Origin of the sequence: Amycolatopsis sp. NBC_01480 (assembly GCF_036227205.1) — a bacterium.
GTDB lineage: Bacteria > Actinomycetota > Actinomycetes > Mycobacteriales > Pseudonocardiaceae > Amycolatopsis.
In genome coordinates, this window is sequence record NZ_CP109442.1 from 6,660,407 (window position 1) to 6,682,970 (window position 22,564).

Below are 22,564 nucleotides of genomic sequence, written 5' to 3' on the forward strand. Positions count from 1 at the left end.
CGCGCCTCTTTTAGGGTGGTCCGGCCCGAACGGCTCGTGAGTGTTTATGACGGTTAGAACCGTCATAAACACTCACGAGCTTTCAGGCTTGCTCGGCGCGGACTTGGCGCGCGGCGGCCACGAGGTTCTGCAGCGCCGGGTTCACCTCGGCGTAGCCACGGGTTTTGAGGCCGCAGTCCGGGTTCACCCACAGCCGTCCGGCCGGCACGGCGGCGACGGCCGTGCGCAGCAGGTCCGCCACCTCCTCGACGCCGGGCACGCGCGGCGAGTGGATGTCGTAGACGCCCGGGCCGACCCCGCGGACGAAGCCGGCGCCGGAGAGATCGTCCAGCACCTCCATTTTCGACCGCGCCGCCTCGATGCTGGTGACGTCGGCGTCGAGCGCGTCGATCGCCGGCAGCACCTCGCCGAACTCCGAGTAGCACATGTGCGTGTGGACCTGGGTGGTGTCGGCGGCCCCGGAGGTCGCGACGCGGAACCCACGGACGGCCCAGGCGAAGTACGCCTCGTGCCCGGCCGCGCGCAGCGGCAGCAGCTCCCGCAGCGCGGGCTCGTCGACCTGGACCACTCGCACGCCCGCGGCCTCCAGATCGCCCACCTCGTCGCGGATCGCCAGCGCGACCTGCAGCGCGGTGTCGGCCAGTGGCTGGTCGTCCCGCACGAACGACCACGCCAGGATCGTCACCGGGCCGGTCAGCATGCCCTTCACCGGCTTTTCGCTGAGCCGCTGGGCATACCGCGCCCACGGGACGGTCATCGGCGCCGGCCGTGAGACGTCGCCGAACAGGATCGGCGGGCGGACGCAGCGGGAGCCGTAGGACTGCACCCAGCCGAATTCGGTGGCGGCGAAGCCGTCCAGCTGCTCGGCGAAGTACTGCACCATGTCGTTGCGCTCGGGCTCGCCGTGCACCAGCACGTCGAGGCCCAGCTCTTCCTGCAGCCGCACCACGCGCTCGATCTCGGCGTGCATCGCGGCGACGTAGCCGGCCTCGTCCAGCTCGCCCGAGCGCAGCGCCGCGCGGGCCTTACGGACGTCGGTGGTCTGCGGGAAGGAGCCGATCGTGGTGGTCGGCAACGGCGGCAGGTCCAGCTCGGCCTGTTGCGCCGCCGCACGCTGCTCGTACGGCGGGCGCGCGGCGTCTTCCGGACGCAGGGCGGCAAGCCGTTCCCGCACGCGCGGGTCGGTCACCTCGGTGGCCGCGGCGCGGTCCGCCACGGCCGCACGGGCCGCGGTGAGGTCCACGTCCTCTTCCCGCAGCGCGCGGCCGAGCAGGACCACCTCGTCGACCTTCTGCTGCGCGAACGCCAGCCAGCCCTTCACCCGGCCGTCGAGGCTTGTCTCGCGCTCGACGTCGTAGGGCACGTGCAGGAGCGAGCAGGACGTCGAGACGCTCACGGTCGCGGCGGTGCCGAGCAGCTTGCGGGCCTTGTCCAACGCTCGGTCCGGGTCGGTGCGCCACACGTTGCGGCCGTCGACCACCCCCGCGAGCACCTCCTTGTCCCGCAACGCCCCCTCGGCCGCGACGGCGTCCACAAAGGACTCGTCGGTGATCAGGTCCACGGCCACCGCCTCGATGGGGGAGCGGGCCAGCACGCCGAGCCCGCGGCCGAGGCCGCCGAAGTACCCGGCGACGAGGATCTTCGGCCGGTCCTGCGCCTTGGCCAGCACGTGGTACGCGCGAGTCAGCGCGTTCAGCTCGGCGTTGGTGCGGTCGCCGGCGAAGACCGGTTCGTCGAGCTGGACCCACTCCACGCCTTCGTCCCGCAGTCGGCGCAACAGCTCGGCGTACGCGGGCAGCAGTTCGTCGAGCAGCTCCAGCGGCTTGAAGCCCGGCGCGGTCGCCTTCGCCAGCAGCAGGAACGTGACCGGGCCGACGAGCACCGGCCGCGTCTCGATGCCGAGCGCGCGGGCTTCGCGGTACTCGTCGAGCGGTTTGCTGCCGGTGGGCGCGAACTTGGTGTCCGGGCCCAATTCCGGGACCAGGTAGTGATAGTTGGTGTCGAACCACTTCGTCATCTCGAGCGCGGGCGCGTCCTGCACGCCGCGCGCCGCCGCGAAGTAGGTGTCCAGCGGCGAAAGCCCCAGACTCGTGAAGCGCTCCGGCAGCGCGCCGAACAGCTCGGCGGTGTCGAGCACGTGGTCGTAGTGGGAGAAGGTGCCGGACGGGATGGAGTCCAGGTCGGCGTCGCGTTGCCCGGTCCAGGCTTGGGTACGCAGCGCACGGCCGGTGGCCAGCAGCTCCGCCGCGTCGATCCGGCCCGCCCAGTACCGCTCCAGGGCGCGCTTGAGTTCCCGGCCGGGCCCGATGCGCGGGCTGCCCAGGATGGTGGTGCCGATGGTGTTCACAGCTCTCTCCTCGCGAGCTCGCCGAACGAGTCCGGACGCGCGAGGGGGCCGCGTTCTTCGGTCGTGCCTGCTCCCACGAGGCCCGGACTCACGCACGCCGTCGGCGCGCGTGCCACAGGCAGGTCTTCGGACTGGCGGGCGCCGTGCTCGCGCCTACTCGCCGTCGCTTCCCGGGCTCGCGCCCAGTGCTTTACCACTTTCCGTGGTGACGGCTTTCGTTCCCACTCACCGCTGCGGGGGCAGTCCCGGATTCACACCGGGTTCCCTGTTGCCTCGCTCAAGTCGTGGCCGTGGAAAAAGGCTCGGCCACGCCCTGGGCGAACCAGTGGCGTGGCCGAGCCTAGCGGCCGGGGCCGAGCGTGGCACAAATCCCGCTCGATTCCCGGATGGCGGGATCAGTCCCAGTCCAGGGCCCCGCCCGACTGGTACTCGATCACGCGGGTCTCGAAGAAGTTCTTCTCCTTCTTCAGGTCCATCGCCTCGGACATCCACGGGAACGGGTTCTCCGTCTCCCCGAAGATGGGCGCGAGGCCGATCTGCTGCGCGCGCCGGTCGGTGATGAAGTGCATGTACTGCTCGCACAACTGCGCCGAAAGGCCGAGCATGCCGCGCGGCATGGTGTCGCGGGCGTACGCGACCTCCAGCTCACACGCGTCCTTCAGCATCCCGCGCACCTCGGCCTGGAACTCCTCGGTCCACAGGTGCGGGTTCTCGATCTTGATCTGGTTGATGCAGTCGATGCCGAAGTTCAGGTGGATCGACTCGTCGCGCAGGATGTACTGGTACTGCTCGGCGATGCCGACCATCTTGTTCCGCCGGCCGAGCGAGAGGATCTGCGCGAAGCCGGTGTAGAACCACATGCCCTCGAAGATCACGTAGAACGCCACCAGGTCGCGCAGGAACGCGGTGTCGGCCTCCGGCGTCCCGGTCTCGAAGTCCGGGTCCTCCAGGTGCTGGGTGTACTTCAGCGCCCACGCGTCCTTGTCCGAAATGGACGGAACCTCGCGGTACATGTTGAACAGCTCGCCCTCGACCAGGCCGAGGCTCTCGCAGATGTACTGGAAGGTGTGCGTGTGCACGGCCTCCTCGAAGGCCTGGCGCAGCAGGTACTGGCGGCACTCCGGGTTGGTGATCTGCCGGTACACCGCGAGCACGATGTTGTTGGCCACCAGCGACTCCGCCGTGGCGAAGAAGCCGAGATTGCGCTTGAGCATCTGGCGCTCGTCCTCGGTGAGGCCGTCCGGCGACTTCCACAGCGCGATGTCGGCCTGCATGGCGACCTCGGTCGGCATCCAGTGGTTGTTGCAGCCGGCGAGGTACTTCTCCCACGCCCAGCGGTACTTCATCGGCAGCAGCTGGTTCACGTCGGCGCGGGCGTTGATCATCCGCTTGTCGTCGACGTTGATCCGGGCGGCGCCGACCTCGATCTCACCGAGGCCGGTGGCGCCGGTGCTCTCCACGTTGGTCATGTTCAGGGGTTCCTTACTGGCAGGCTTCGCAGTCGGGGTCGTCGATGCGGCAGGCGGCGCCTTCGGTGGCGACGAAGTCGATGTCCTCGACCTTCGGCATCTCCTTCGGCTCCGGCTTCGCCGCGGGCGGCGTGACGGGCACGGCCGGGACCGCGGCCGCCGGCGAGGGCGACGGGGCAGCGGCCGGGACCGCGGCGGACGGCGCCGGTGCGGCAGCCGGGGCCGGTGCAGCTGCAGCGGCGGCCGGGGCGGCGGAGACGGCGTTCAGCTTGCCGTCGGTGCCGCGCAGGGTGCTCTTCTCCACGTGCGTCGCGGACTGCGCCCGCAGGTAGTACGTGGTCTTGAGGCCCTTGTGCCAGGCGTAGCGGTACAGCTCGTCGAGCTTGCGGCCACTGGGCGCCGCGATGTACAGGTTCAGCGACTGCGCCTGGTCGATCCACTTCTGCCGGACCGAGCCGGCGTCCACGATCCACTTCGACTCGATCTCGAACGCGGTGGCGTAGAGCGCCTTCAGGTCGTCCGGCACGCGGTCGATCTGGCCGAGGCTGCCGTCGAAGTACTTCAGGTCGCTGACCATCACCTCGTCCCACAGGCCGCGGGCCTTGAGGCTCTTGACCAGGTGCGGGTTGACCACGGTGAAGTCGCCGGACATGTTCGACTTGACGAACAGGTTCTGGAACAGCGGCTCGATCGACTGGCCGACGCCGGAGATGTTGGAGATCGTCGCGGTCGGCGCGATCGCCATCACGTTGGAGTTGCGCATGCCGACGGTCTTGACCCGCTCGCGCAGCGGCGCCCAGTCCAGCGTCGCGGAGGTGTCGACGTCGAGGCCGTCGCCCTGGCGCGCGTCGATCAGCAGCTGCATCGAGTCGATCGGCAGGATGCCGCGGCTCCACAGCGAGCCCTCGAACGACTGGTACTGGCCGCGCTCCTCGGCCAGGTCGGTCGAGGCGGAGATCGCGTAGTACGAGACGTGTTCCATGCTGACGTCGGCGAACTTCACCGCGTCGGCCGAGGCGAACGGCACGCCGATCTCGAACAGCGCGTCCTGGAAGCCCATGATGCCCAGGCCGATCGGGCGGTGGCGCAGGTTGGAGCGGCGCGCCTCCGGGATCGTGTAGAAGTTGATGTCGATCACGTTGTCCAGCATGCGGACGGCGGTGCGCACGGTCTTCTCGAGGCGCTCGGTGTCGAGCCCTTCGGGGGTGACGTGCTTGAGCAGGTTCACCGAGCCGAGGTTGCAGACCGCGACCTCTTCGACGTTGGTGTTCAACGTGATTTCGGTGCACAGGTTGGACGAGTGCACCACGCCGACGTGCTGCTGCGGCGAGCGCAGGTTGCACGGGTCCTTGAAGGTGATCCACGGGTGGCCGGTCTCGAACAGCATGGTCAGCATGCGGCGCCACAGCTCGACCGCGCGGAGCTTGCGGAACACCTTGATCTCACCGCGCTCGGCGGCGGCCTCGTACTCGCGGTAGCGCTCGGCGAACGCGTTGCCGTAGAGGTCGTGCAGGTCCGGCGTCTCGTTGGGGGAGAACAGGGTCCACTGCGCGTCGGCCTCGACGCGGCGCAGGAACTCGTCCGGCACCCAGTTGGCCGTGTTCATGTCGTGCGTGCGGCGGCGGTCGTCACCGGTGTTCTTGCGCAGGTCGAGGAATTCCTCGATGTCCACGTGCCAGGTCTCGAGGTACGCGCAGGCCGCGCCCTTGCGCTTGCCGCCCTGGTTCACCGCGACGGCGGTGTCGTTGGCGATCTTCAGGAACGGCACGACGCCCTGGGACTGGCCGTTGGTGCCCTTGATGTGCGCGCCGAGCCCGCGGACCGGGGTCCAGTCGTTGCCGAGGCCGCCGGAGTACTTGGCCAGCAGCGCGTTGTTCTTGTACGCCTGGAAGATCGAGTCCAGGTCGTCGTCCACAGTGGTCAGGAAGCAGGACGAAAGCTGTGCGCGCGTGGTGCCCGAGTTGAACAGCGTCGGGGTGGACGCCATGAAGTGGAAGCTCGAGAGCAGCTCGTAAAATTCAATAGCACGAGATTCCCTGTCGTCCTCGCGGATCGCCAGGCCCATCGCGACGCGCATGAAAAACGCCTGCGGCAGCTCGAACCGCGTGCCGTTGTGGTGCTGGAAGTACCGGTCGTACAGCGTCTGCAGGCCGAGGAAGCCGAAGTCCAGGTCGCGCTCGGGCCGGATCGCCGCGGTGATCTTGTCCAGGTCGAAGCGCAGCAGCTCGCCGTCGACCAGCTCCAGCTCGACCGCGCGGCGCAGGTAGGCGCGGAAGTAGACGGGGTACTCGGCGGCCATCTCGTCCTGGCTGGCCAGGCGCGGGGCGGCGGCCAGGTAGCTCAGGGCCTCGCCGCGCAGCTTGTCCAGCAGCAGCCGGGCGGAGACGTAGGAGTAGTTCGGCTCCTGCTCGACCAGCACGCGGGCGGCCATGATCTGGGCCAGCGCCAGCTCGTCGGCGCTGATGCCGTCGTAGAGGTTGCGCTTGGCCTCGGTCAGCACCGGCTCGGCGGAGACGTCCTCGAGCCCGGCCACGGCCTCGCCCACGACGTGGGAAACGCGGGCCCAGTCGAGCGGGCGCAGCACACCGTCGACGCCCTTGACACTGAGCGCGACCTCGGCCGGCACCGGCGTAGCGGCTTCGCGGGCCTTCGCGCGCTCTTCGCGGTACAGCACGTACGCGCGGGCGACCTTGTGGTGCCCGCCGCGCATCAGGGCCAGCTCGACGAGGTCCTGGATCTGCTCGATGTGCAGGGCGGTCTCGGGACCGGCGTGGCGCAGCAGGGAGGCCTCGACCTGCTCGGTCAGCTCGGCGACCACGTGGTGCACGCGGGAGGAGGCGGCCGCGTCGCCGCCCTCGACCGCGAGGAACGCCTTGGTCAGCGCCACCGTGATCTTGCCGGCGTCGAACGGCGAGACGGTGCCGTCGCGCCGGATGACGTGGACGGCGCTCGGGGTGGTGTCCGACGACGAGGCCGGCCGCTGACCGGTATCCACTGACATGCGTGTCTCCAACAGGTCGAAAAATGGGCGCGCTTCACCGCCACACGACCGATCGAGGCCGTGCGCTGCGGTTTCACAATTCGGCCCGGCTGCCCTTCCTGAGCGGTCTCCCCGTCGCTGGGGGCTGCCGGTTCCCAGAGACTACATCTAGGGGTGTCGGCTCGCACGCGCCCCAAGGGGTGGCGTGTCGTCGGCTCACCCTCGCGGGTTAGCCGATCACTGAGAGCGGCTGCTCAGGGCTGTCTCACCCACCGAAACGAAGATCGAAATCGCTCAGCGCGGCGCTCACGATCGGGCGACGGCCGGCCAGGAAGCCGAGCGGCCCGCGCGGGTTCACGGACCAGTCGGCGGCCGCCGCGGCGGGCTTGAACCGCGCCGCGACGGGGCTGCGCTTGGGCCGGCCGTCGAGCGTCTGCGCGATGTCGAACGCCGACGGCGTCGCGACGGGCAGGCCGACGCGGCGGGAGAAGGCGGCGGTGGCGATCCAGTCGTCCGCTGTGGCGGCGGTGAACGTGCGGCCGCGGTGGAAATCGAACGTGGCGAGGTCTTTCGGGATGCCCCACAGCGCCCGCCCGCCGACGAGCGAGACCTCGCTGTCGACCCAGATCCCGGTGATCGACGCGGTGAGCCGCCGCCCGCGCACGGCGACCGCGGCGAGCAGCTCGTGGTAGCTCAGCTGTCCGGGCGGCTGGTAGTCGACCCAGGCGGCGAACACCAGCGCTTGGCCGGCCACGACCGTCGGCTCGGCGCCCCCGGGCAGGGCGGGCAGTTCCGCGACGGGCAGCCGCCACACCGACAGGCAAGCCTGGCCCGTGAGCCGCCACGGCTCGGGCGGGTACGCGGTCATCGGTCGAGCCACGGCAGGTAGGGCGGCAGGTCGGTGTCGACGCGCATGGTGAACTCCGGCGGGCGTTTCTGGAGGAACGACAGCACGCCTTCGGCGGTGTCGGGCGTGGTCGGCAAGCCGGCGGTAAGCTTCGAGTCCAGCTCGTGCACCTCGAACGGCGACGGCGCGCTCGCCATCCGGTAGAGCAGCTGCCGGGTGACCGCGACCGAGACCGGCGCGGTGTTCGCGACGAGGTTGCGGGCCAGCTCGTAAGCCTTGTCCAGCACGGCTTCCGGCGGGTGGACGCTGTGCACGAGCCCCGCGCGCAGCGCCTCTTCCGGCCCGAACACGCGGCCGCTGACCATCCAGTCCACGGCCGTGCCCATGCCGACGAGCCGGGGCAGGAACCAGGCCGACGCGCCCTCGGGGTACATGCCGCGGCGGGTGAACACGAAGCCGAATTTCGAGTCCTCGGACGCCAACCGGTAGTCGCAGGACAGCGTGATCGTCAGCCCGCCCCCGACCGACGCGCCCCGCAACGCGGCGATCACCGGCTTGTTCATCGTGAAGATCCGCTTGGAACAGCGGCCTGCGGGCTCCTGCCAGCCTTCGGGCGGCCCTTGATCGAAGCCGAGCCCGCCGGCGGACAGATCGGCGCCGACGGAGAAGTCCTTGCCACTGCCGGTAAGCACGACGACCCGCACGTCCTCGTCGCGGTCGGCGGTGTCCATGGCGTGGCTCAGCTCGTCGGACATCCGCACGGTGTACCCGCCCCGCGCCTCCGGCCGATTCAAGGTGACGGTCGCGATCCGGCCGGTGACCTCGTAGGTGATCTCGGCATAGGGCGTCATGGGTTCGACGGTAGGCCATGCCGGGGGTTGCTGACAATGCGTCAATAAGGATGGGCTGTCATGGTGGGGTCATGCTCCGATTCGGCACGGTGGTCCTGGGCGTCGGCAACATGCGGCGGGCACTGGCTTTCTGGCGGCAGGCGCTGGGTTACGTCCCGCGGGACGGTGAGTCGGGGGATTTCGTTGTGCTGGTTCCGCCTGGGGGCCGCGCTGGGCCCGGACTGTCGTTGCAGTTGAGCGGTTCTCCGGTGCAGGAGCTGCCGCGGGTGCACGTGGATCTGTACGCCGACAGTGCTGCGGAGCAGGCCGCGGAGGTGGAGCGCCTGGTGTCGCTCGGCGCCCGGCGGGTGGACTGGGCGCACTATCCGGAGTCGTCGGACTTCGTGGTGCTGGCTGATACCGAGGGGAACCGGTTCTGTGTGATCGACACTTCGCTGGAGTAGCCGTCGCGAAGTTGTTCCGGATGCGGCGGATGACGCTTTCGCTGCGCTGAGCGAGGGGAAAGCGTCATCCGCTGCGTTCGCTACGGGGGTGAGAGGCGGGGAGAGCGAGTGGTGGGCAGGAGCGGGGTCGGGAGAAAAACAATCAGGCGTGCTTGCTTTTTTCCCGGGCGGGGTGCCAGGCTGGCTGAAGGGACGCAAGGAGGCGTGGCATGGCTGATCTCGGCGTGATCCTCGGGGATCTGGCGGCCGAATCGCAGGCGATCGATGACGTGGTGGCGGGGTTGCCGGCCTCGGATTGGGCGCGGCCGACGCCCGCGCCGGGGTGGACTGTCGCGCATCAGGTCGCGCATCTGACCTGGACTGATGCCAAATCGCTGATTTCGGCGAGCCGGCCGGGGGATTGGCAGGCCGAGGTCGAGCAGCTGCTCAGCGTCGGGGAGGACTACGTCGACGCTGGGGCGCGGGAGTTGGCGCAGACGCCGCCGCGGGAGTTGCTCGCGCAGTGGCGCGAGGGGCGCGCCGCGCTGGCCGAGGCGCTCGCCGTGGTGCCCGAGGGGGAGAAGCTGCCCTGGTACGGCCCGCCGATGAGCGCCGCGTCCATGGCCACCGCCCGGATGATGGAGACCTGGGCCCACGGCCAGGACATCTTCGACGCACTCGGGCTCACCCGCGAGCCGACCGCGCGGCTGTGGCACATCGCCCGCTTCGGCACCCGCACCCGCGACTTCGCCTTCAAACTCCACTCCCTCGCCCCGCCCGTCGAGGAGTTCCGCCTCGAACTGACCTCGCCCGACGGCACCACCTGGGCGTTCGGGCCCGAGGACGCCGAACAGCGGCTGACCGGCAGCGCGCTCGGGTTCTGCCTGGTCATCACCCAGCGGCGGCACCCGGCCGACACGGATCTGGTGGCCATCGGCGCCGACGTCGAGGAATGGCTGGGCATCGCGCAGGCCTTCGCCGGGCCGCCCGGAGCGGGGCGCAAGCCGGGGCAGTTCGCATGACCGACGACCGCACAGCACCGCTCAGGATCGGCAACGCGTCCGGGTTCTACGGTGACCGGTTCTCCGCCGTCCGCGAGATGCTCACCGGCGGGCCGCTGGACGTGCTCACCGGCGACTACCTCGCTGAGCTGACCATGCTCATCCTCGGCCGCGACCGGATGAAGGACCCGAACCGCGGTTACGCCAAGACGTTCCTCCGCCAGATGGAGGAGAACCTGGCGCTGGCCAAGGAAAAGGGCGTGAAGATCGTCGCCAACGCCGGTGGCCTCAACCCCGCCGGGCTCGCCGACACGCTCCGCGAACTCGCCGAGAAGCTCAGCCTCGATGTGAAGATCGCGCACGTCGAAGGCGATGACCTGATAACAAGAGCGGGCGAGCTGGACTTCCAGGACCCGTTGACTGCCAACGCTTACCTCGGCGCCTGGGGCATCGCGGAGTGCCTGAACGCCGGGGCGGACGTGGTGGTCACCGGGCGCGTCACCGACGCCTCGGTGATCGTCGGCCCGGCCGCCGCGCACTTCGGCTGGGCGCGCGAGGACTACGACGCGCTGGCCGGCGCCGTCGTGGCCGGGCACGTGATCGAGTGCGGCGCCCAGGCGACCGGTGGCAACTACGCGTTCTTCCGTGAGCAGCCGATCGGCGTGCCCGGCTTCCCGATCGCGGAGATCCACGCCGACGGGTCCAGCGTGATCACCAAGCACCCGGGCACCGGGGGAGTGGTCAACACCGGCACCGTCACCGCGCAGCTGCTCTACGAAATCACCGGCGCCCGTTACGCCAACCCGGACGTGACCAGCCGGTTCGACACCCTGACCCTGACGCAAGAGGATCCCGATCGCGTCCGGATCAGCGGGGTCCGCGGCGAGGCCCCGCCGCCGACGTTGAAGGTGTGCCTCAACCGGCTCGGCGGCTTCCGCAACGAGACGACCTTTGTCCTCACCGGACTGGACATCGAAGAAAAAGCCGCGCTGGTAAGGGATCAGCTCGAGACGGCCCTCAAGCCGCACCCGCCCGCCGACATCCGGTGGACGCTCGCCCGTACCGACCACACCGACGCCGACACCGAGGAACGGGCCAGCGCCCTGCTGCACGTCGCGGTGAAGGACAGCGACCCGAAGATCGCCGGACGCGCGTTCAGCGGCGCCGCGATCGAACTGGCGCTGGCCAGCTACCCCGGGTTCCACGTCACCGCACCGCCTTCCGACGCCTCGCCGTACGGCGTCTACACCGCGTCCTATGTAGACGCCGAAGAGGTCCCGCACATTGCCGTGCTGCCGGACGGACGACGGGTCGACATCGCGCGGGCGGCCGAAACCCGCGCGTTGTCCGAAGTAGACGAACCCGCGCTGCCCGAACCACTGCCGGACGGGCCGGTCCGCCGCGTCCCGCTCGGCCGGGTGATCGGCGCGCGCAGCGGCGACAAGGGCGGCAACGCGAACCTGGGTGTGTGGGTGCGCTCGGAAGAAGCGTGGCGCTGGCTCGTGCACCGGCTCACCGTGGCCGAATTCCGCTTGCTGCTGCCCGAAACGCACGACCTCACCGTGACCCGGCACCTGCTGCCCAACCTGTGGGCGATGAACTTCGTCGTCGAGGACATCCTCGGCGAGGGCGTCGCCTCGCAGGCCCGGTTCGACCCGCAGGCCAAGGCGTTCGGCGAATGGCTGCGGTCCCGCGAGATCGACGTGCCGGAGGCGCTGCTGTGATCGTCGACCCGTTCCGCACGCCGGAGCGCACCGAGCTGCGAGCGACCGTCCGCCGCTTCGTCGAGAAGGAAGTGCTGCCGCACCTGGACGAGTGGGAACGCGCGGGTGATCTGCCGCGTGAGCTGCACCGCAAGGCCGGGGACCTCGGCCTGCTCGGCGTGGCGTTCCCCGAGACCGTGGGCGGTGGTGACGGCAATTACCTGGACGCGCTCGTGGTCGCCGAGGAGATGCATTACGCGGGCGGCTCGGGTGGGCTCTTCGCGTCGCTGTTCACCTGCGGCATCGCCGTGCCGCACATCGCCGAGGCGGGCGACCCGGTGCAGATCGAGCGCTGGGTGCGCCCGACGCTGGCCGGCGACAAGATCGGCTCGCTCGCCGTGACCGAGCCGGACGGCGGGTCGGACGTCGCGGGCATCCGCACCACCGCCGTGCGCGAGGGTGACGAGTACGTGGTCAACGGCGCCAAGACGTTCATCACCTCCGGCTGCCGCGCGGACTTCGTCACCACCGTGGTCCGCACCGGCGGCGAGGGCGCGCACGGCATCTCGCTGCTCGTGGTCGAGCGCGGCACGCCCGGGTTCACCGTCTCTCGCAAGCTGGAGAAGATGGGCTGGGCCGCCTCGGACACCGCGGAACTGTCCTACGTGGACGTCCGGGTGCCGGCCGAGAACCTGGTCGGCGCCGAGAACAGCGGCTTCGCGCAGGTGGCCACCCAGTTCGTCACCGAGCGGCTTTCCCTGGCCGTGCAGGCGTACGCGCACGCCCAGCGCGCGCTGGACCTGACCCTGGACTGGTGCCGGCTGCGCGAGACGTTCGGCCGCCCGCTCATCTCGCGCCAGCTGGTGCAGCACAAGCTGACCGAGATGGCGCGCAAGACCGACGTCGCGCGCACGTACGCCCGGCAGACCGCCGTCCGGCACGTCTCCGGCGAAGAGGTGATCGCCGAGGCCTGTTTCGCCAAGAACACCGCCGTCGAAGCCGCCGAGTGGGTGTGCAGCGAGGCGGTGCAGCTGCACGGCGGGCTCGGCTACATGCGCGAGTCCGAAGTGGAACGGCACTACCGCGATGTCCGGATCCTCGGCATCGGCGGCGGCACCACCGAGATCCTCACCGGCCTGGCCGCGAAGCGATTGGGATACACCGCATGACCGCATTGAGGTCTACTGTGGACACGCGAGCGGGCGAGTTCGCCGCCAACCGCGAGTCCATGCTGGAGAAGCTCGCCGAGATCGACGCCGAGCACGCGAAGGCCGTCGCCGGCGGCGGCGAGAAATACGTGGAACGCCACCGCAAACGGGGCAAGCTGCTCGCCCGCGAGCGCATCGAACTGCTGCTGGACGAGGATTCGCCGTTCCTGGAGCTTTCGCCGCTCGCCGCGTGGGGCTCGGACTACCGCGTGGGCGCCAGCGTGATCACCGGCATCGGCGTGGTCGAAGGCGTCGAGTGCCTGATCTCGGCGAGCGACCCGACCGTCAAGGGCGGCGCGAGCAACCCGTGGACCACGAAAAAGAGCTTCCGCGCGGCCGACATCGCCGCGCAGAACCGGCTGCCGGTGATCAACCTGGTCGAGTCTGGCGGCGCGGACCTGCCGACGCAGAAGGAGATCTTCATTCCCGGCGGCCGGGTCTTCCGCGACCTCACCCGGTCCTCGGCCGCGAAGGTGCCGACCGTCGCGCTGGTCTTCGGCAACTCGACCGCGGGCGGTGCGTACCTGCCGGGCATGTCGGACTACGTGGTGATGGTCAAGGAGCGCGCGAAGGTGTTCCTCGGCGGGCCGCCGCTGGTCAAGATGGCGACCGGCGAGGAGTCCGACGACGAGTCGCTCGGCGGCGCGGAGATGCACGCGCGCACGTCGGGCCTGGCCGACTACCTGGCCACCGACGAGCAGGACGCCATCCGGCTGGGCCGCAGCATCATCAAGCGGCTCAACTGGCGCAAGCAGGGACCGCTGCCGGAGCCGGATTACGCCGAGCCGTTGTTCGACGCCGAGGACCTGCTCGGCATCGTGCCGAGCGACCTGAAGATCCCGTTCGACCCGCGCGAGGTCGTCGCCCGCGTGGTCGACGGCTCCGACTTCGACGAGTTCAAGCCGCTGTACGGCCCCAGCCTGGTCACCGGCTGGGCGCGCATCCACGGCTACCCGGTCGGCGTGCTGGCGAACGCGCAGGGCGTGCTGTTCGGCGAGGAGTCGCAGAAGGCCGCGCAGTTCATCCAGCTGGCCAACCAGATCGACACCCCGCTGGTCTTCCTGCACAACACCACCGGCTACATGGTCGGCAAGGAGTACGAGCAGAGCGGGATCATCAAGCACGGCGCGCTGATGATCAACGCGGTGTCCAACTCCAAGGTGCCGCACCTGTCCGTCCTCATGGGAGCGTCCTACGGCGCCGGGCACTACGGCATGTGCGGCCGCGCGTACGACCCGCGGTTCCTGTTCGCCTGGCCCAGCGCGAAATCGGCGGTGATGGGCCCGGCGCAGCTGGCCGGCGTGCTGTCGATCGTCGCGCGGGCGGCGGCCGCGAACCGGGGGCAGGACTACAGCGAGGACAACGACGCGGCCATGCGCGCGATGGTCGAGGCCCAGATCGAGGCCGAGTCGATGCCGATGTTCCTGTCCGGCATGCTCTACGACGACGGCATCATCGACCCGCGCGACACCCGCACCGTGCTCGGCCTGAGCCTGTCCGCGATCCACAATGGACCAGTGAAGGGCGCCGAGGGTGGCTTCGGCGTCTTCCGGATGTAGGGGTGGATTCGTGATGCGAAACCTGCTGGTCGCCAACCGCGGCGAGATCGCCCGCCGGGTGTTCCGCAGCTGCCGCGACGCCGGGATCGGCACCGTGGCGGTGTTCTCCGACGCCGATGCCGGGGCCCCGCACACCGCGGAGGCCGACGTCGCCGTGCGGCTGCCGGGCAACGCGCCAGGTGAGACGTACCTGCGCGGCGAACTGATCGTGAAGGCCGCGGCGGACGCGGGAGCCGACGCCGTGCACCCGGGATACGGCTTCCTGTCGGAGAACGCCGCGTTCGCCCAGTCCGTTGTGGACGCGGGACTGACCTGGGTCGGCCCGCCGCCGGAGGCGATCGCGACGATGGGCTCCAAAGTGGAGTCCAAGCGCCTGATGTCCGCCGCCGGGGTGCCGGTGCTGGCCGAACTGGACCCGGCCGAGGTGACCGAGGCCGATCTGCCGCTGCTGGTCAAGGCGTCCGCGGGCGGCGGTGGTCGGGGCATGCGCGTGGTGCGGGAGCTGGGCGAGCTGGCCGAGGCCGTGACCGGTGCCGCCGCGGAGGCCGGTTCGGCGTTCGGCGACCCGACCGTGTTCTGCGAGCGCTACCTGGAGACCGGGCGGCACATCGAGGTCCAGGTGCTGGCCGACCGCCACGGCACGGTGTGGGCTGTGGGGGAGCGGGAGTGCTCGATCCAGCGCCGGCACCAGAAGGTCGTGGAAGAGGCGCCTTCTCCCTTTGTCGACACGGCCATGCGCGCGGAGCTGTTCGACGCCGCGCGCAAGGCGACGCAGGCGATCGACTACGTCGGCGCGGGCACCGTCGAATTCCTCGCCGGTCCGGACGGGCGGTTCTACTTCCTGGAGATGAACACCCGCCTCCAGGTCGAGCACCCGGTGACCGAGAACGTGACCGGGCTGGACCTGGTGGCGTGGCAGCTTTCGATCGCCGAAGGGGCGAAGCTGCCGCCGGAACCGCCTGCGGCGCAAGGACATGCGATTGAAGTCCGGCTCTACGCCGAGACGGTGACGATCCAGGACGGCGTCGCCGACTGGCAGCCCCAAAGCGGCACGCTGCACACGTTCGAGGTCCCCGGCGTCGACCGTGAGTTCACCCCCGGCGCCGGTCTGCGGCTGGACTCCGGCGTCGAGTCCGGCTCCGTCGTCGGCGTGCACTACGACCCGATGCTGGCGAAGGTGATCGCCTGGGCCCCGACTCGTGACGAGGCGGCCCGGCGGCTCGCTACGGCGCTCGCGGGTGCGAAGATCCACGGTGTGGTCACGAACCGCGACCTGCTGGTGAACGTCCTGCGCCACGAAGCCTTCCTGGCCGGGGAGACCGACACCGCGTTCTTCGACCGGCACGGCCTGGCCACGCTGGCGAAGCCGCTGGCCACTGTGGGCACCGAACGCCTGTCTGCCCTCGCCGCGGCGCTGGCCGACGCGGCGGGCAACCGGGCCAGCGCGCGGACGCTCGGCCGGCTGCCCAGCGGCTGGCGCAACGTCCGCTCGGCCGGGCAGCGCAAGGAGTTCAGCCGCGGCGACACCACGTACGAGGTCGTCTACGCGCTGACCCGGGACGGCCTGCGGGCCGAGGGCTACGAGGGCGTCGAGCTGGTCAGCGCCGAACCCGGCCGCGTGGTGCTGGACGTCTCCGGTGTGCGGCGCGCGTTCACCGTCGCGCGGCACGGTTGGGAATCCTTTGTGGACTCCGCGCTCGGGCCGGTGACGTTCGCCGTGGCCCCGCGGTTCGCGGACCCGGCCGCGGCGCTGGCGGCGGGCTCGCTCGTCGCGCCCATGCCGGGCACGGTCGTGCGGCTCGCCGTGGCCGCGGGCGACGTCGTGGCGGCGGGCGACCCGCTGCTGTGGCTGGAGGCGATGAAGATGGAGCACCGGATCGCCGCGCCCGCCGACGGCGTGGTCACCGAGCTGCCGGTGGAAGTCGGGTTGCAGGTCGAGGTCGGCACGATTCTGGCCGTGGTGGGCGAAGCTGTGTTGGGAGAAAGCTGATGAACGCGATGAACTTCGTCGAGCCCGAGGAGCGCACCGCGCTGCGCAAGGCGGCGGGCGAGCTCGGGCGCAAGTACGGCCACGAGTACTACGCCGGGAAGGCCCGCTCGGGTGAAAAGACCGTCGAACTGTGGAACGAGGCCGGCCGGCTCGGCTACCTCGGCGTGAACCTGCCCGAGGAGTACGGCGGGGGCGGCGCCGGGATCGCGGACCTCGGCGCGGTGCTGGAGGAGTTCGCCGCGGCGGGCTCGCCGCTGCTGCTGATGGTCGTCTCGCCGGCCATCTGCGGCACGGTGATCTCCCGCTTCGGCACCGACGAGCAGAAGAAGCAGTGGCTGCCCGGCATCGCCGACGGCAGCCGGAAGATGGTCTTCGCGATCACCGAGCCCGATGCCGGGTCCAACTCGCACAAGATCACCACCACCGCTCGGCGCGACGGTGGAGACTGGGTTTTGAGCGGCCGCAAGGTGTTCATCTCCGGGGTCGACGAGGCGGACGCCGTGCTCGTCGTCGGGCGCACCGAGGACGCGAAGACCGGGCGGCTCAAGCCCGCGCTGTTCATCGTGCCCACCGACGCGCCGGGCTTCGAGTTCACCAAGATCGACATGGACCTGGTGGCGCCGGAGAACCAGTTCTCGCTGTTCCTCGACGACGTCCACCTGCCCGCCGAGGCGCTGGTCGGCGACGAGGACGCGGCGATCGCGCAGTTGTTCGCCGGGCTCAACCCGGAGCGGATCATGGGCGCGTCGTTCTCGCTCGGCACCGCCCGGTACGCGCTGGAGAAGGCTGTGGCCTACGCGAACGAGCGCCAGGTGTGGGGCGCGCCGATCGGCTCGCACCAGGGCCTGGCGCACCCGCTCGCGCAGATCAAGATCGAGTTCGAGATGGCCAAGCTGATGACGCAGAAGGCCGCCTCCCTGTACGACTCGGGTGACGACTTCGCCGCCGGCGAGTCCGCCAACATGGCCAAGTACGCCGCCGCCGAGGCCGCGATCCACGCCGTCGACCAGGCGGTGCAGACCCACGGCGGCAACGGGCTGGCCACCGAGTACGGCCTCGGCTCGCTGGTCACCGCGGTGCGGCTGGGCCGGATCGCGCCGGTCAGCCGGGAGATGGTGCTCAACTTCGTCGGGCAGCACAGCCTCGGGTTGCCGAAGTCCTACTGACTCGTGAGTGTTGATGACGGTTAGAACCGTCATTAACACTCACGAGCTTTATCCACTATGGAGGTTCCCATGGCCACCTTGGCCGGCAAGACGATCATCATGTCCGGTGGCAGCCGCGGCATCGGCGAGGCGATCGCCCTGCGCGCGGCCGCCGACGGCGCGAACGTCGCGCTGCTGGCCAAGACCGCCGAACCGCACCCGAAGCTGCCCGGCACCATCTACACCGCCGCCGAAGCGATCGAGAAGGCCGGCGGCCGGGCGCTGCCCATCCTTGGCGACGTCCGCGACGACGAGGGCGTGGCGGCCGCGGTGGCGAAGACCGTCGAGCAGTTCGGCGGGATCGACATCGTGGTGAACAACGCCAGCGCGATCGACCTGACGCCCACCGAGCAGGTCAGCATGAAGCGCTACGACCTGATGCAGGACATCAACGCGCGCGGCACCTTCCTGCTGTCCAAGCTGGCCATCCCGCACCTGCGCAAGTCGGCGAACCCGCACGTGCTCACGCTGTCGCCGCCGATCAGCCTGGACGAGAAGTGGTTCACCGCCGGGCACCTCGCGTACAGCATCGCGAAGTACTCGATGAGCCTGGTGACCGTCGGGCTCGCCGCGGAGCTGAAGGCGGACGGCATCGCGGCGAACTCGCTGTGGCCGCGCACCACGATCGACACCGCGGCGATCCGCAACGTCGTCGGCGCCGAGCTGGCCGACCGCAGCCGGACGCCGGAGATCATGGCCGACGCCGCGTACGCGATCCTCACCCGGCCCAGCCGCGAGACGACCGGGAACTTCTTCCTCGACGACGAGGTGCTGCGCGAAGAGGGCGTCACGGACTTCGCGAGGTACCGGATCGGCGGCACGGAAGCCGACCTTCAGCTCGACTTCTGGGTCGACCCGGCCTGATGCTCCGGGAACCGCAGCAGGAGCGCAGCCGCACCACTCGCCGGCGGCTGATCGAGGCCGCCATGGACTGCATCGGCGAGCGGGGCTGGCACGGCGTCACGGTGGCCGTGATCGCCGAGCGCGCCGGCGTGTCCCGCGGCGCCGCGCAGCACCACTTCCCGACGCGGGAGTCGCTGGTCGCGGCGGCCGTGGAGCTGCTCGGGGAGGCCCAGCTGGACGAGCTGCGCACCCGGGCCGCGCGCCTGCCGAGCGGGCCCTCGCGGATCGAGCGAGTGGTCGAGATGGTGCTCACGCTCTACACCGGGCCGATGTTCCGCGCCGCGTTGCAGCTGTGGTCGGTCGCCTCCACCGACGAGCAGTTGCGCGGCGTGATGGTGCCGCTGGAGGCGCGGGTCGGCCGGGAGGCGCACCGGGTGACGGTGGAGCTGCTGGGCGCCGACGAGAGCCGGCCCGGCGTCCGCGAGCTGGTCCAGGCCACCCTCGACCTGGCCCGCGGCCTCGGCCTGGCCAATCTGCTGACCGACGACGCCCGCCGCCGGGACCAGATCGTGTCCGAATGGGCAAGAACGCTGGAAGCCCGGCTCGAGGGAACGGCAGAGGTCTAGTCAACGTCTCAGTGCTGTTGCTAACACTATTGGAGCAATGAGCGATGACTCGTAGTAAGTGCTCCAGTAAGTGCTCCCGTGGAAGAAGGTCGGTTCCGGTGTCCGGATCAGGTTCAGCAGAGGCAGAGGTCGAACTCACCCACCGCGCGATGGCCATGCTCCGTGCCGTCGCCGCGGACCGCGCCCAGATGTCGTCGAGCTGCGAGCCCGACCTCTTCGTCGACGGTTTCGCCTGCTGTGACCAGATGACCGCGCACCTGCTGGCCCACGGCGGCTACATCCGCCCCGAGGTCGAGGTCTCCGCCGGGCTGGTGCCCGCTCGGCTGACCGAAGCCGGGCACGCCGCTCTGCTGATCACGCAAGCCGCCTGAACGAACACCATCGGTCACCGCGCGTTGCGGCTTCGTTCGCGCGTTCGATGAGGCTTTGAACCCGGCGACGGCCGCAAGCGATGCGATGCCGTCCGGGCTTCTCTCACTTCGGCCCAACCGGATGACCCCATCCGGTTCCGCGGCTACAACGGGGGCATGACCTCCCCTTCGATGCGGCTTGTCACCTACGAAAAGTACGGTCCGGCCGACGTCCTCTCCGTGACCACCGCGCCCGTTCCCCGGCCGCGCCCCGGCGACGTCCTGGTCCGCGTGCACGCGGTTTCGATCAACGGCGGTGAGTCCGCCATGCGCGCTGGGCGGCTGCTTCCGTTCAGTGGCAAGAAATTCCCGAAGCGCATGGGGATCGACTTCGCCGGCGAGGTGGTCGAAGCAGGGAACAGCCGGTTCGCGGCCGGCGACCTGGTCTGGGGACTGATCGGCCGGCGGATGGGCTCGGCCGCGGAGTACGTCGCGGTGTCGCCCGGGCGGCTCGACCACGTGCCGGCCGGGCTCGACGCGGTGCAGGCCGTGACGCTGCCCGTCGGGACCACGGCGATCACCGCGTTACGTGACAAGGCGGCGCTCGCGCCCGGTGAGCGTCTGCTCGTCCGCGGCGCGACCGGCGGCGTCGGGTACATCGCCGTGCAGCTCGGGAAGGCGATGGGCGCGCACGTCACCGCGCTCACCAGCGCCGGAAACCTGGACCTGGCCAAAGAGCTGGGCGCGGACGAGGCGATCGACTACCGCGCGCCCGGGGACCTGGGGCGCTTCGACGTCATCCTGGACGCGGTCGGCACGGACCTGCCAGCTTTCCGCCGGCTGCTCACCCCGAACGGGCGGATGGTGGCGATCGCCTTCGACCTCGACCATCTCGTCCGTTCGCTGGGGTACATCGCCGCCAACGCGGTGCACCGCCGTCGCTGGGTCCGGTTCTTCAGCGGCAACCCGGGTTCCTCGCTGTTCGCCGAGCTGGGCCGCTGGGTCACGGCCGGCGCGATCCGGCCGCAGCTCGACCGGGTGTTCCCGCTGGAGGAAGTCGTCGCCGCGCATCGGGCGTTCGAGCAGGGCGGCGTGCGGGGCAAGATCGTCGTGCGGCTCGCCTGAACTCGTTACTTGGATTCGACCCGGCCGAGCGGTTCCGGCAACGCGGCACATGCCTTACCCCAGGTGGAATCCCCGGGGTAAAGCCGGCTGCGGAGGTAGGCCGAGGTCAGCTGCTGGACCGCGGCGACGCGCTCGGGATTCTCGTCCGTGGTCTCGGCGACGTCGTAACCCGAGACCCCGCCGAGCCCGTGCTCCCCGCCGACGAGGGTGAGCAGGGACTTGGGGCCGGGGGAGAGCCGGTACGGGTCGGCGTGCCAGTCCGCGCCGCGGACCGTCAGGTGGGGCGAGAGGTCCTGGTCGCCGGCGACCACCAGCGCGGGTGTGGTCATCGCGGAGAAATCGGTGGTGCGGAAGAAAGGGAAGTGCTCGGCCGCGAATTCGCTGAGGTCGTCGCCGCCCTGGCCGGGCGCGGCCAGCAGCACGCCCGCCTTGATCCGGGGCTCGGCCAGGACGACTTCGGTGCCGTCGCGGGGATCGGTGAGCCGCGCGCCGAGCAGCAGGCTCGCGGTGTACCCGCCCAGCGAATGCCCGGCGACGGCGACCTTGTCCCGGTCGAGCCGTCCGGGAAGCAGCGGGACGGCGGCCTCGATCAGGTCGAGCCCGTCGAGGACGCGCGTCATGTCCTCGGCCCGCGATCGCCAGTACAGCGGGGCTTCGGGGTCACCGGGGTCCAGGCTCAGCGTGGACGAACTCAGGTGGGTGGGCTGGATGACCACAAACCCTTGTGCGGCCCAGAAATTGGCGAGCGGGGCGTAGCCGTTCAGGGAGGACAGGTGGTTCGAGCGGCCATGGCCGTGGGAGAACAGGATGATCGGCAGGCCGGTCCCGGTCATCGGCGCGGAGACCCGTAGTTGCAGGTCCACGGCGCGGCCGGGCGTGGGCAGCACGACTGGGCTGACCGAGAGGACTGGAGCAGATTCGGCCATGGTGTTCCCTTCACTGGTTAAGCGGAGCGTTGTTCCGAAACTATACGGAACGCTGCTCCGATTTGTCCACTCGTGCTCGGCATAGTTCACTTGATGCTGTACTGTCGTCTCTATGCTGAAGTGTGAGACGCGAGGGGACGCGCTGGCCCGGCTCGGCCGCGCGCTGGCCGACCCGACCCGGTGCCGGATCCTGGTCGCGCTGCTGGACGGGACCCGTTACCCCGGGGCGCTGGCCGCGGAGCTGGGGCTGTCGCGGTCGAACGTGTCCAATCACCTGGCCTGCCTGCGCGGGTGCGGGCTGGTCGTCGCGGCTTACCAGGGGCGTCAGGTGCGGTATGCGTTGGCTGATCCGCATTTGGCGAAGGCGCTGAACGAGCTGGCCAAGGTGGTGCTCGCCGTCGACACGGCCGAGCCTTGTCTCGACGAGGTGGCCCGATGACTGGGCCCGAGAATCTCGCGGCACCGCGAACCCACGACACCTGCTGTGCCCCGCCTGCGGTGGAAAACACGGCCCGGCGGGCGGTTCTGTCGCGGCGAGTGCGCTGGTTCGTCGCGGCGACGATCACCTACAACGTCGTCGAGGCGGTCATCGCGATCGCGGCCGGTTCGTCGGCGTCGTCCGCCGCGTTGATCGGCTTCGGACTGGATTCCGTCATCGAGGTCGCCTCCGCCGCCGCGGTCGCCTGGCAGTTCTCCGGCGCCGATCCCGAGGCCCGTGAACGCACGGCGTTGAAGGTCATCGCGCTGTCGTTCTTCGCGCTCGCCGCCTATGTAACGGTTGACGCGGCCGTTTCCCTGCTCGGGCCTGGCGCCGCGGGGCACTCGACTGTCGGCATCGTGCTGGCCGCGGTGTCCCTGCTGGTCATGCCGGGCCTGTCCTACGCCCAACGACGCGCCGGCCGGGAACTCGGCTCGTCCAGCGCCGTGGCCGATTCCAAGCAAACCCTGCTCTGCACTTACCTTTCCGGCGTGCTGCTGGTCGGCCTGCTGCTCAACAGCCTCTTCGGCTGGTCCTGGGCGGATCCGGTCGTCGCGCTGATCATCGCCGCCGTCGCCGTCAAAGAAGGCCGCGAAGCCTGGCGCGGCGACCACTGCTGCTGAACGCGGTCAAG

The 22,564-nt window shown here is 70.1% G+C and carries 19 protein-coding genes and 1 riboswitch; of the genes, 13 read left to right on the forward strand and 6 right to left on the reverse strand.

What is annotated here, in order from left to right:
* Window positions 1–82 precede the first annotated feature (82 nt).
* From metE to OG371_RS31855, 5 genes are all read right to left on the reverse strand, one after another.
* The gene (gene metE / locus OG371_RS31835; protein ID WP_329059167.1) at window positions 83–2,347 is read right to left on the reverse strand and encodes a 5-methyltetrahydropteroyltriglutamate--homocysteine S-methyltransferase; all 2,265 of its coding nucleotides are present in this window, start codon (window positions 2,345–2,347) and stop codon (window positions 83–85) included.
* 112 nt (window positions 2,348–2,459) lie between these two features.
* Window positions 2,460–2,676, reverse strand: a riboswitch (cobalamin riboswitch).
* Between the two features lie 66 nt (window positions 2,677–2,742).
* Window positions 2,743–3,816, reverse strand: a complete 1,074-nt coding sequence (locus tag OG371_RS31840; RefSeq protein ID WP_329059168.1) for a ribonucleotide-diphosphate reductase subunit beta — start codon at window positions 3,814–3,816, stop codon at window positions 2,743–2,745.
* Window positions 3,817–3,829: 13 nt separating this feature from the next.
* Window positions 3,830–6,817 (reverse strand): ribonucleoside-diphosphate reductase subunit alpha, encoded by a 2,988-nt coding sequence (locus OG371_RS31845; protein ID WP_329059169.1) that lies wholly within the window; start codon window positions 6,815–6,817, stop codon window positions 3,830–3,832.
* A 244-nt stretch (window positions 6,818–7,061) separates the two neighbouring features.
* Window positions 7,062–7,664 (reverse strand): acetoacetate decarboxylase family protein, encoded by a 603-nt coding sequence (locus OG371_RS31850; protein ID WP_329059170.1) that lies wholly within the window; start codon window positions 7,662–7,664, stop codon window positions 7,062–7,064.
* Window positions 7,661–8,494, reverse strand: coding sequence for an enoyl-CoA hydratase-related protein (locus OG371_RS31855; RefSeq protein WP_329059171.1), 834 nt, complete (start codon window positions 8,492–8,494; stop codon window positions 7,661–7,663). The genes OG371_RS31850 and OG371_RS31855 overlap by 4 nt, the downstream gene beginning before the upstream one ends.
* Window positions 8,495–8,565: 71 nt before the next feature.
* On the opposite strand from OG371_RS31855, the gene OG371_RS31860 reads away from it, so the two are divergent.
* From OG371_RS31860 to OG371_RS31910, 11 genes are all read left to right on the forward strand, one after another.
* Window positions 8,566–8,937: a VOC family protein gene (locus tag OG371_RS31860; RefSeq protein ID WP_329059172.1), complete on the forward strand. Its 372-nt coding sequence runs from the start codon at window positions 8,566–8,568 to the stop codon at window positions 8,935–8,937.
* Window positions 8,938–9,146: 209 nt separating this feature from the next.
* The gene (locus OG371_RS31865) at window positions 9,147–9,938 is read left to right on the forward strand and encodes a TIGR03084 family metal-binding protein (RefSeq protein WP_329059173.1); all 792 of its coding nucleotides are present in this window, start codon (window positions 9,147–9,149) and stop codon (window positions 9,936–9,938) included.
* On the forward strand, window positions 9,935–11,641 hold the full coding sequence (locus OG371_RS31870) for an acyclic terpene utilization AtuA family protein (protein WP_329059174.1): 1,707 nt from the start codon (window positions 9,935–9,937) through the stop codon (window positions 11,639–11,641). Before OG371_RS31865 ends, OG371_RS31870 begins: the two co-directional genes overlap by 4 nt.
* Window positions 11,641–12,789, forward strand: coding sequence for an acyl-CoA dehydrogenase family protein (locus OG371_RS31875; protein ID WP_329073330.1), 1,149 nt, complete (start codon window positions 11,641–11,643; stop codon window positions 12,787–12,789). Before OG371_RS31870 ends, OG371_RS31875 begins: the two co-directional genes overlap by 1 nt.
* Complete coding sequence (locus OG371_RS31880; protein WP_329059175.1) at window positions 12,786–14,387, forward strand: acyl-CoA carboxylase subunit beta; 1,602 nt, start codon at window positions 12,786–12,788, stop codon at window positions 14,385–14,387. The genes OG371_RS31875 and OG371_RS31880 overlap by 4 nt, the downstream gene beginning before the upstream one ends.
* 10 nt (window positions 14,388–14,397) lie before the next feature.
* A complete protein-coding gene (locus OG371_RS31885; protein WP_329059176.1) occupies window positions 14,398–16,377 on the forward strand; it encodes an acetyl/propionyl/methylcrotonyl-CoA carboxylase subunit alpha in 1,980 nt (659 codons plus the stop codon).
* Window positions 16,377–17,543, forward strand: coding sequence for an acyl-CoA dehydrogenase family protein (locus OG371_RS31890; protein ID WP_329059178.1), 1,167 nt, complete (start codon window positions 16,377–16,379; stop codon window positions 17,541–17,543). The genes OG371_RS31885 and OG371_RS31890 overlap by 1 nt, the downstream gene beginning before the upstream one ends.
* Window positions 17,544–17,612: 69 nt before the next feature.
* Window positions 17,613–18,446: an SDR family oxidoreductase gene (locus OG371_RS31895; RefSeq protein ID WP_329059179.1), complete on the forward strand. Its 834-nt coding sequence runs from the start codon at window positions 17,613–17,615 to the stop codon at window positions 18,444–18,446.
* Complete coding sequence (locus tag OG371_RS31900; protein WP_329059180.1) at window positions 18,446–19,051, forward strand: TetR/AcrR family transcriptional regulator; 606 nt, start codon at window positions 18,446–18,448, stop codon at window positions 19,049–19,051. Before OG371_RS31895 ends, OG371_RS31900 begins: the two co-directional genes overlap by 1 nt.
* 149 nt (window positions 19,052–19,200) lie before the next feature.
* Window positions 19,201–19,422 (forward strand): hypothetical protein, encoded by a 222-nt coding sequence (locus OG371_RS31905; RefSeq protein WP_329059181.1) that lies wholly within the window; start codon window positions 19,201–19,203, stop codon window positions 19,420–19,422.
* 156 nt (window positions 19,423–19,578) lie between these two features.
* Complete coding sequence (locus OG371_RS31910; RefSeq protein WP_329059182.1) at window positions 19,579–20,526, forward strand: NAD(P)-dependent alcohol dehydrogenase; 948 nt, start codon at window positions 19,579–19,581, stop codon at window positions 20,524–20,526.
* 5 nt (window positions 20,527–20,531) lie between these two features.
* On the opposite strand, the gene OG371_RS31915 is transcribed toward OG371_RS31910, so the two are convergent.
* Window positions 20,532–21,452: an alpha/beta hydrolase family protein gene (locus OG371_RS31915; protein ID WP_329059183.1), complete on the reverse strand. Its 921-nt coding sequence runs from the start codon at window positions 21,450–21,452 to the stop codon at window positions 20,532–20,534.
* Window positions 21,453–21,564: 112 nt separating this feature from the next.
* Between OG371_RS31915 and cmtR the strand changes: the two genes are divergently transcribed.
* Window positions 21,565–21,891: a Cd(II)/Pb(II)-sensing metalloregulatory transcriptional regulator CmtR gene (gene cmtR / locus OG371_RS31920; RefSeq protein ID WP_329059184.1), complete on the forward strand. Its 327-nt coding sequence runs from the start codon at window positions 21,565–21,567 to the stop codon at window positions 21,889–21,891.
* Complete coding sequence (locus OG371_RS31925; protein ID WP_329059186.1) at window positions 21,888–22,553, forward strand: cation transporter; 666 nt, start codon at window positions 21,888–21,890, stop codon at window positions 22,551–22,553. The genes cmtR and OG371_RS31925 overlap by 4 nt, the downstream gene beginning before the upstream one ends.
* Window positions 22,554–22,564 lie beyond the last annotated feature (11 nt).

Coding starts and splice junctions, on each gene's coding strand:
- OG371_RS31840 (WP_329059168.1), bottom strand. CDS start 3,816: ATGACCAACGTGGAGAGCACCGGCGCCACCGGCCTCGGTGAGATCGAG.
- OG371_RS31845 (WP_329059169.1), bottom strand. CDS start 6,817: ATGTCAGTGGATACCGGTCAGCGGCCGGCCTCGTCGTCGGACACCACC.
- OG371_RS31850 (WP_329059170.1), bottom strand. CDS start 7,664: ATGACCGCGTACCCGCCCGAGCCGTGGCGGCTCACGGGCCAGGCTTGC.
- OG371_RS31855 (WP_329059171.1), bottom strand. CDS start 8,494: ATGACGCCCTATGCCGAGATCACCTACGAGGTCACCGGCCGGATCGCG.
- OG371_RS31860 (WP_329059172.1), top strand. CDS start 8,566: ATGCTCCGATTCGGCACGGTGGTCCTGGGCGTCGGCAACATGCGGCGG.
- OG371_RS31865 (WP_329059173.1), top strand. CDS start 9,147: ATGGCTGATCTCGGCGTGATCCTCGGGGATCTGGCGGCCGAATCGCAG.
- OG371_RS31870 (WP_329059174.1), top strand. CDS start 9,935: ATGACCGACGACCGCACAGCACCGCTCAGGATCGGCAACGCGTCCGGG.
- OG371_RS31880 (WP_329059175.1), top strand. CDS start 12,786: ATGACCGCATTGAGGTCTACTGTGGACACGCGAGCGGGCGAGTTCGCC.
- OG371_RS31890 (WP_329059178.1), top strand. CDS start 16,377: ATGAACGCGATGAACTTCGTCGAGCCCGAGGAGCGCACCGCGCTGCGC.
- OG371_RS31895 (WP_329059179.1), top strand. CDS start 17,613: ATGGCCACCTTGGCCGGCAAGACGATCATCATGTCCGGTGGCAGCCGC.
- OG371_RS31900 (WP_329059180.1), top strand. CDS start 18,446: ATGCTCCGGGAACCGCAGCAGGAGCGCAGCCGCACCACTCGCCGGCGG.
- OG371_RS31905 (WP_329059181.1), top strand. CDS start 19,201: ATGGCCATGCTCCGTGCCGTCGCCGCGGACCGCGCCCAGATGTCGTCG.
- OG371_RS31910 (WP_329059182.1), top strand. CDS start 19,579: ATGACCTCCCCTTCGATGCGGCTTGTCACCTACGAAAAGTACGGTCCG.
- OG371_RS31915 (WP_329059183.1), bottom strand. CDS start 21,452: ATGGCCGAATCTGCTCCAGTCCTCTCGGTCAGCCCAGTCGTGCTGCCC.
- cmtR (WP_329059184.1), top strand. CDS start 21,565: ATGCTGAAGTGTGAGACGCGAGGGGACGCGCTGGCCCGGCTCGGCCGC.
- OG371_RS31925 (WP_329059186.1), top strand. CDS start 21,888: ATGACTGGGCCCGAGAATCTCGCGGCACCGCGAACCCACGACACCTGC.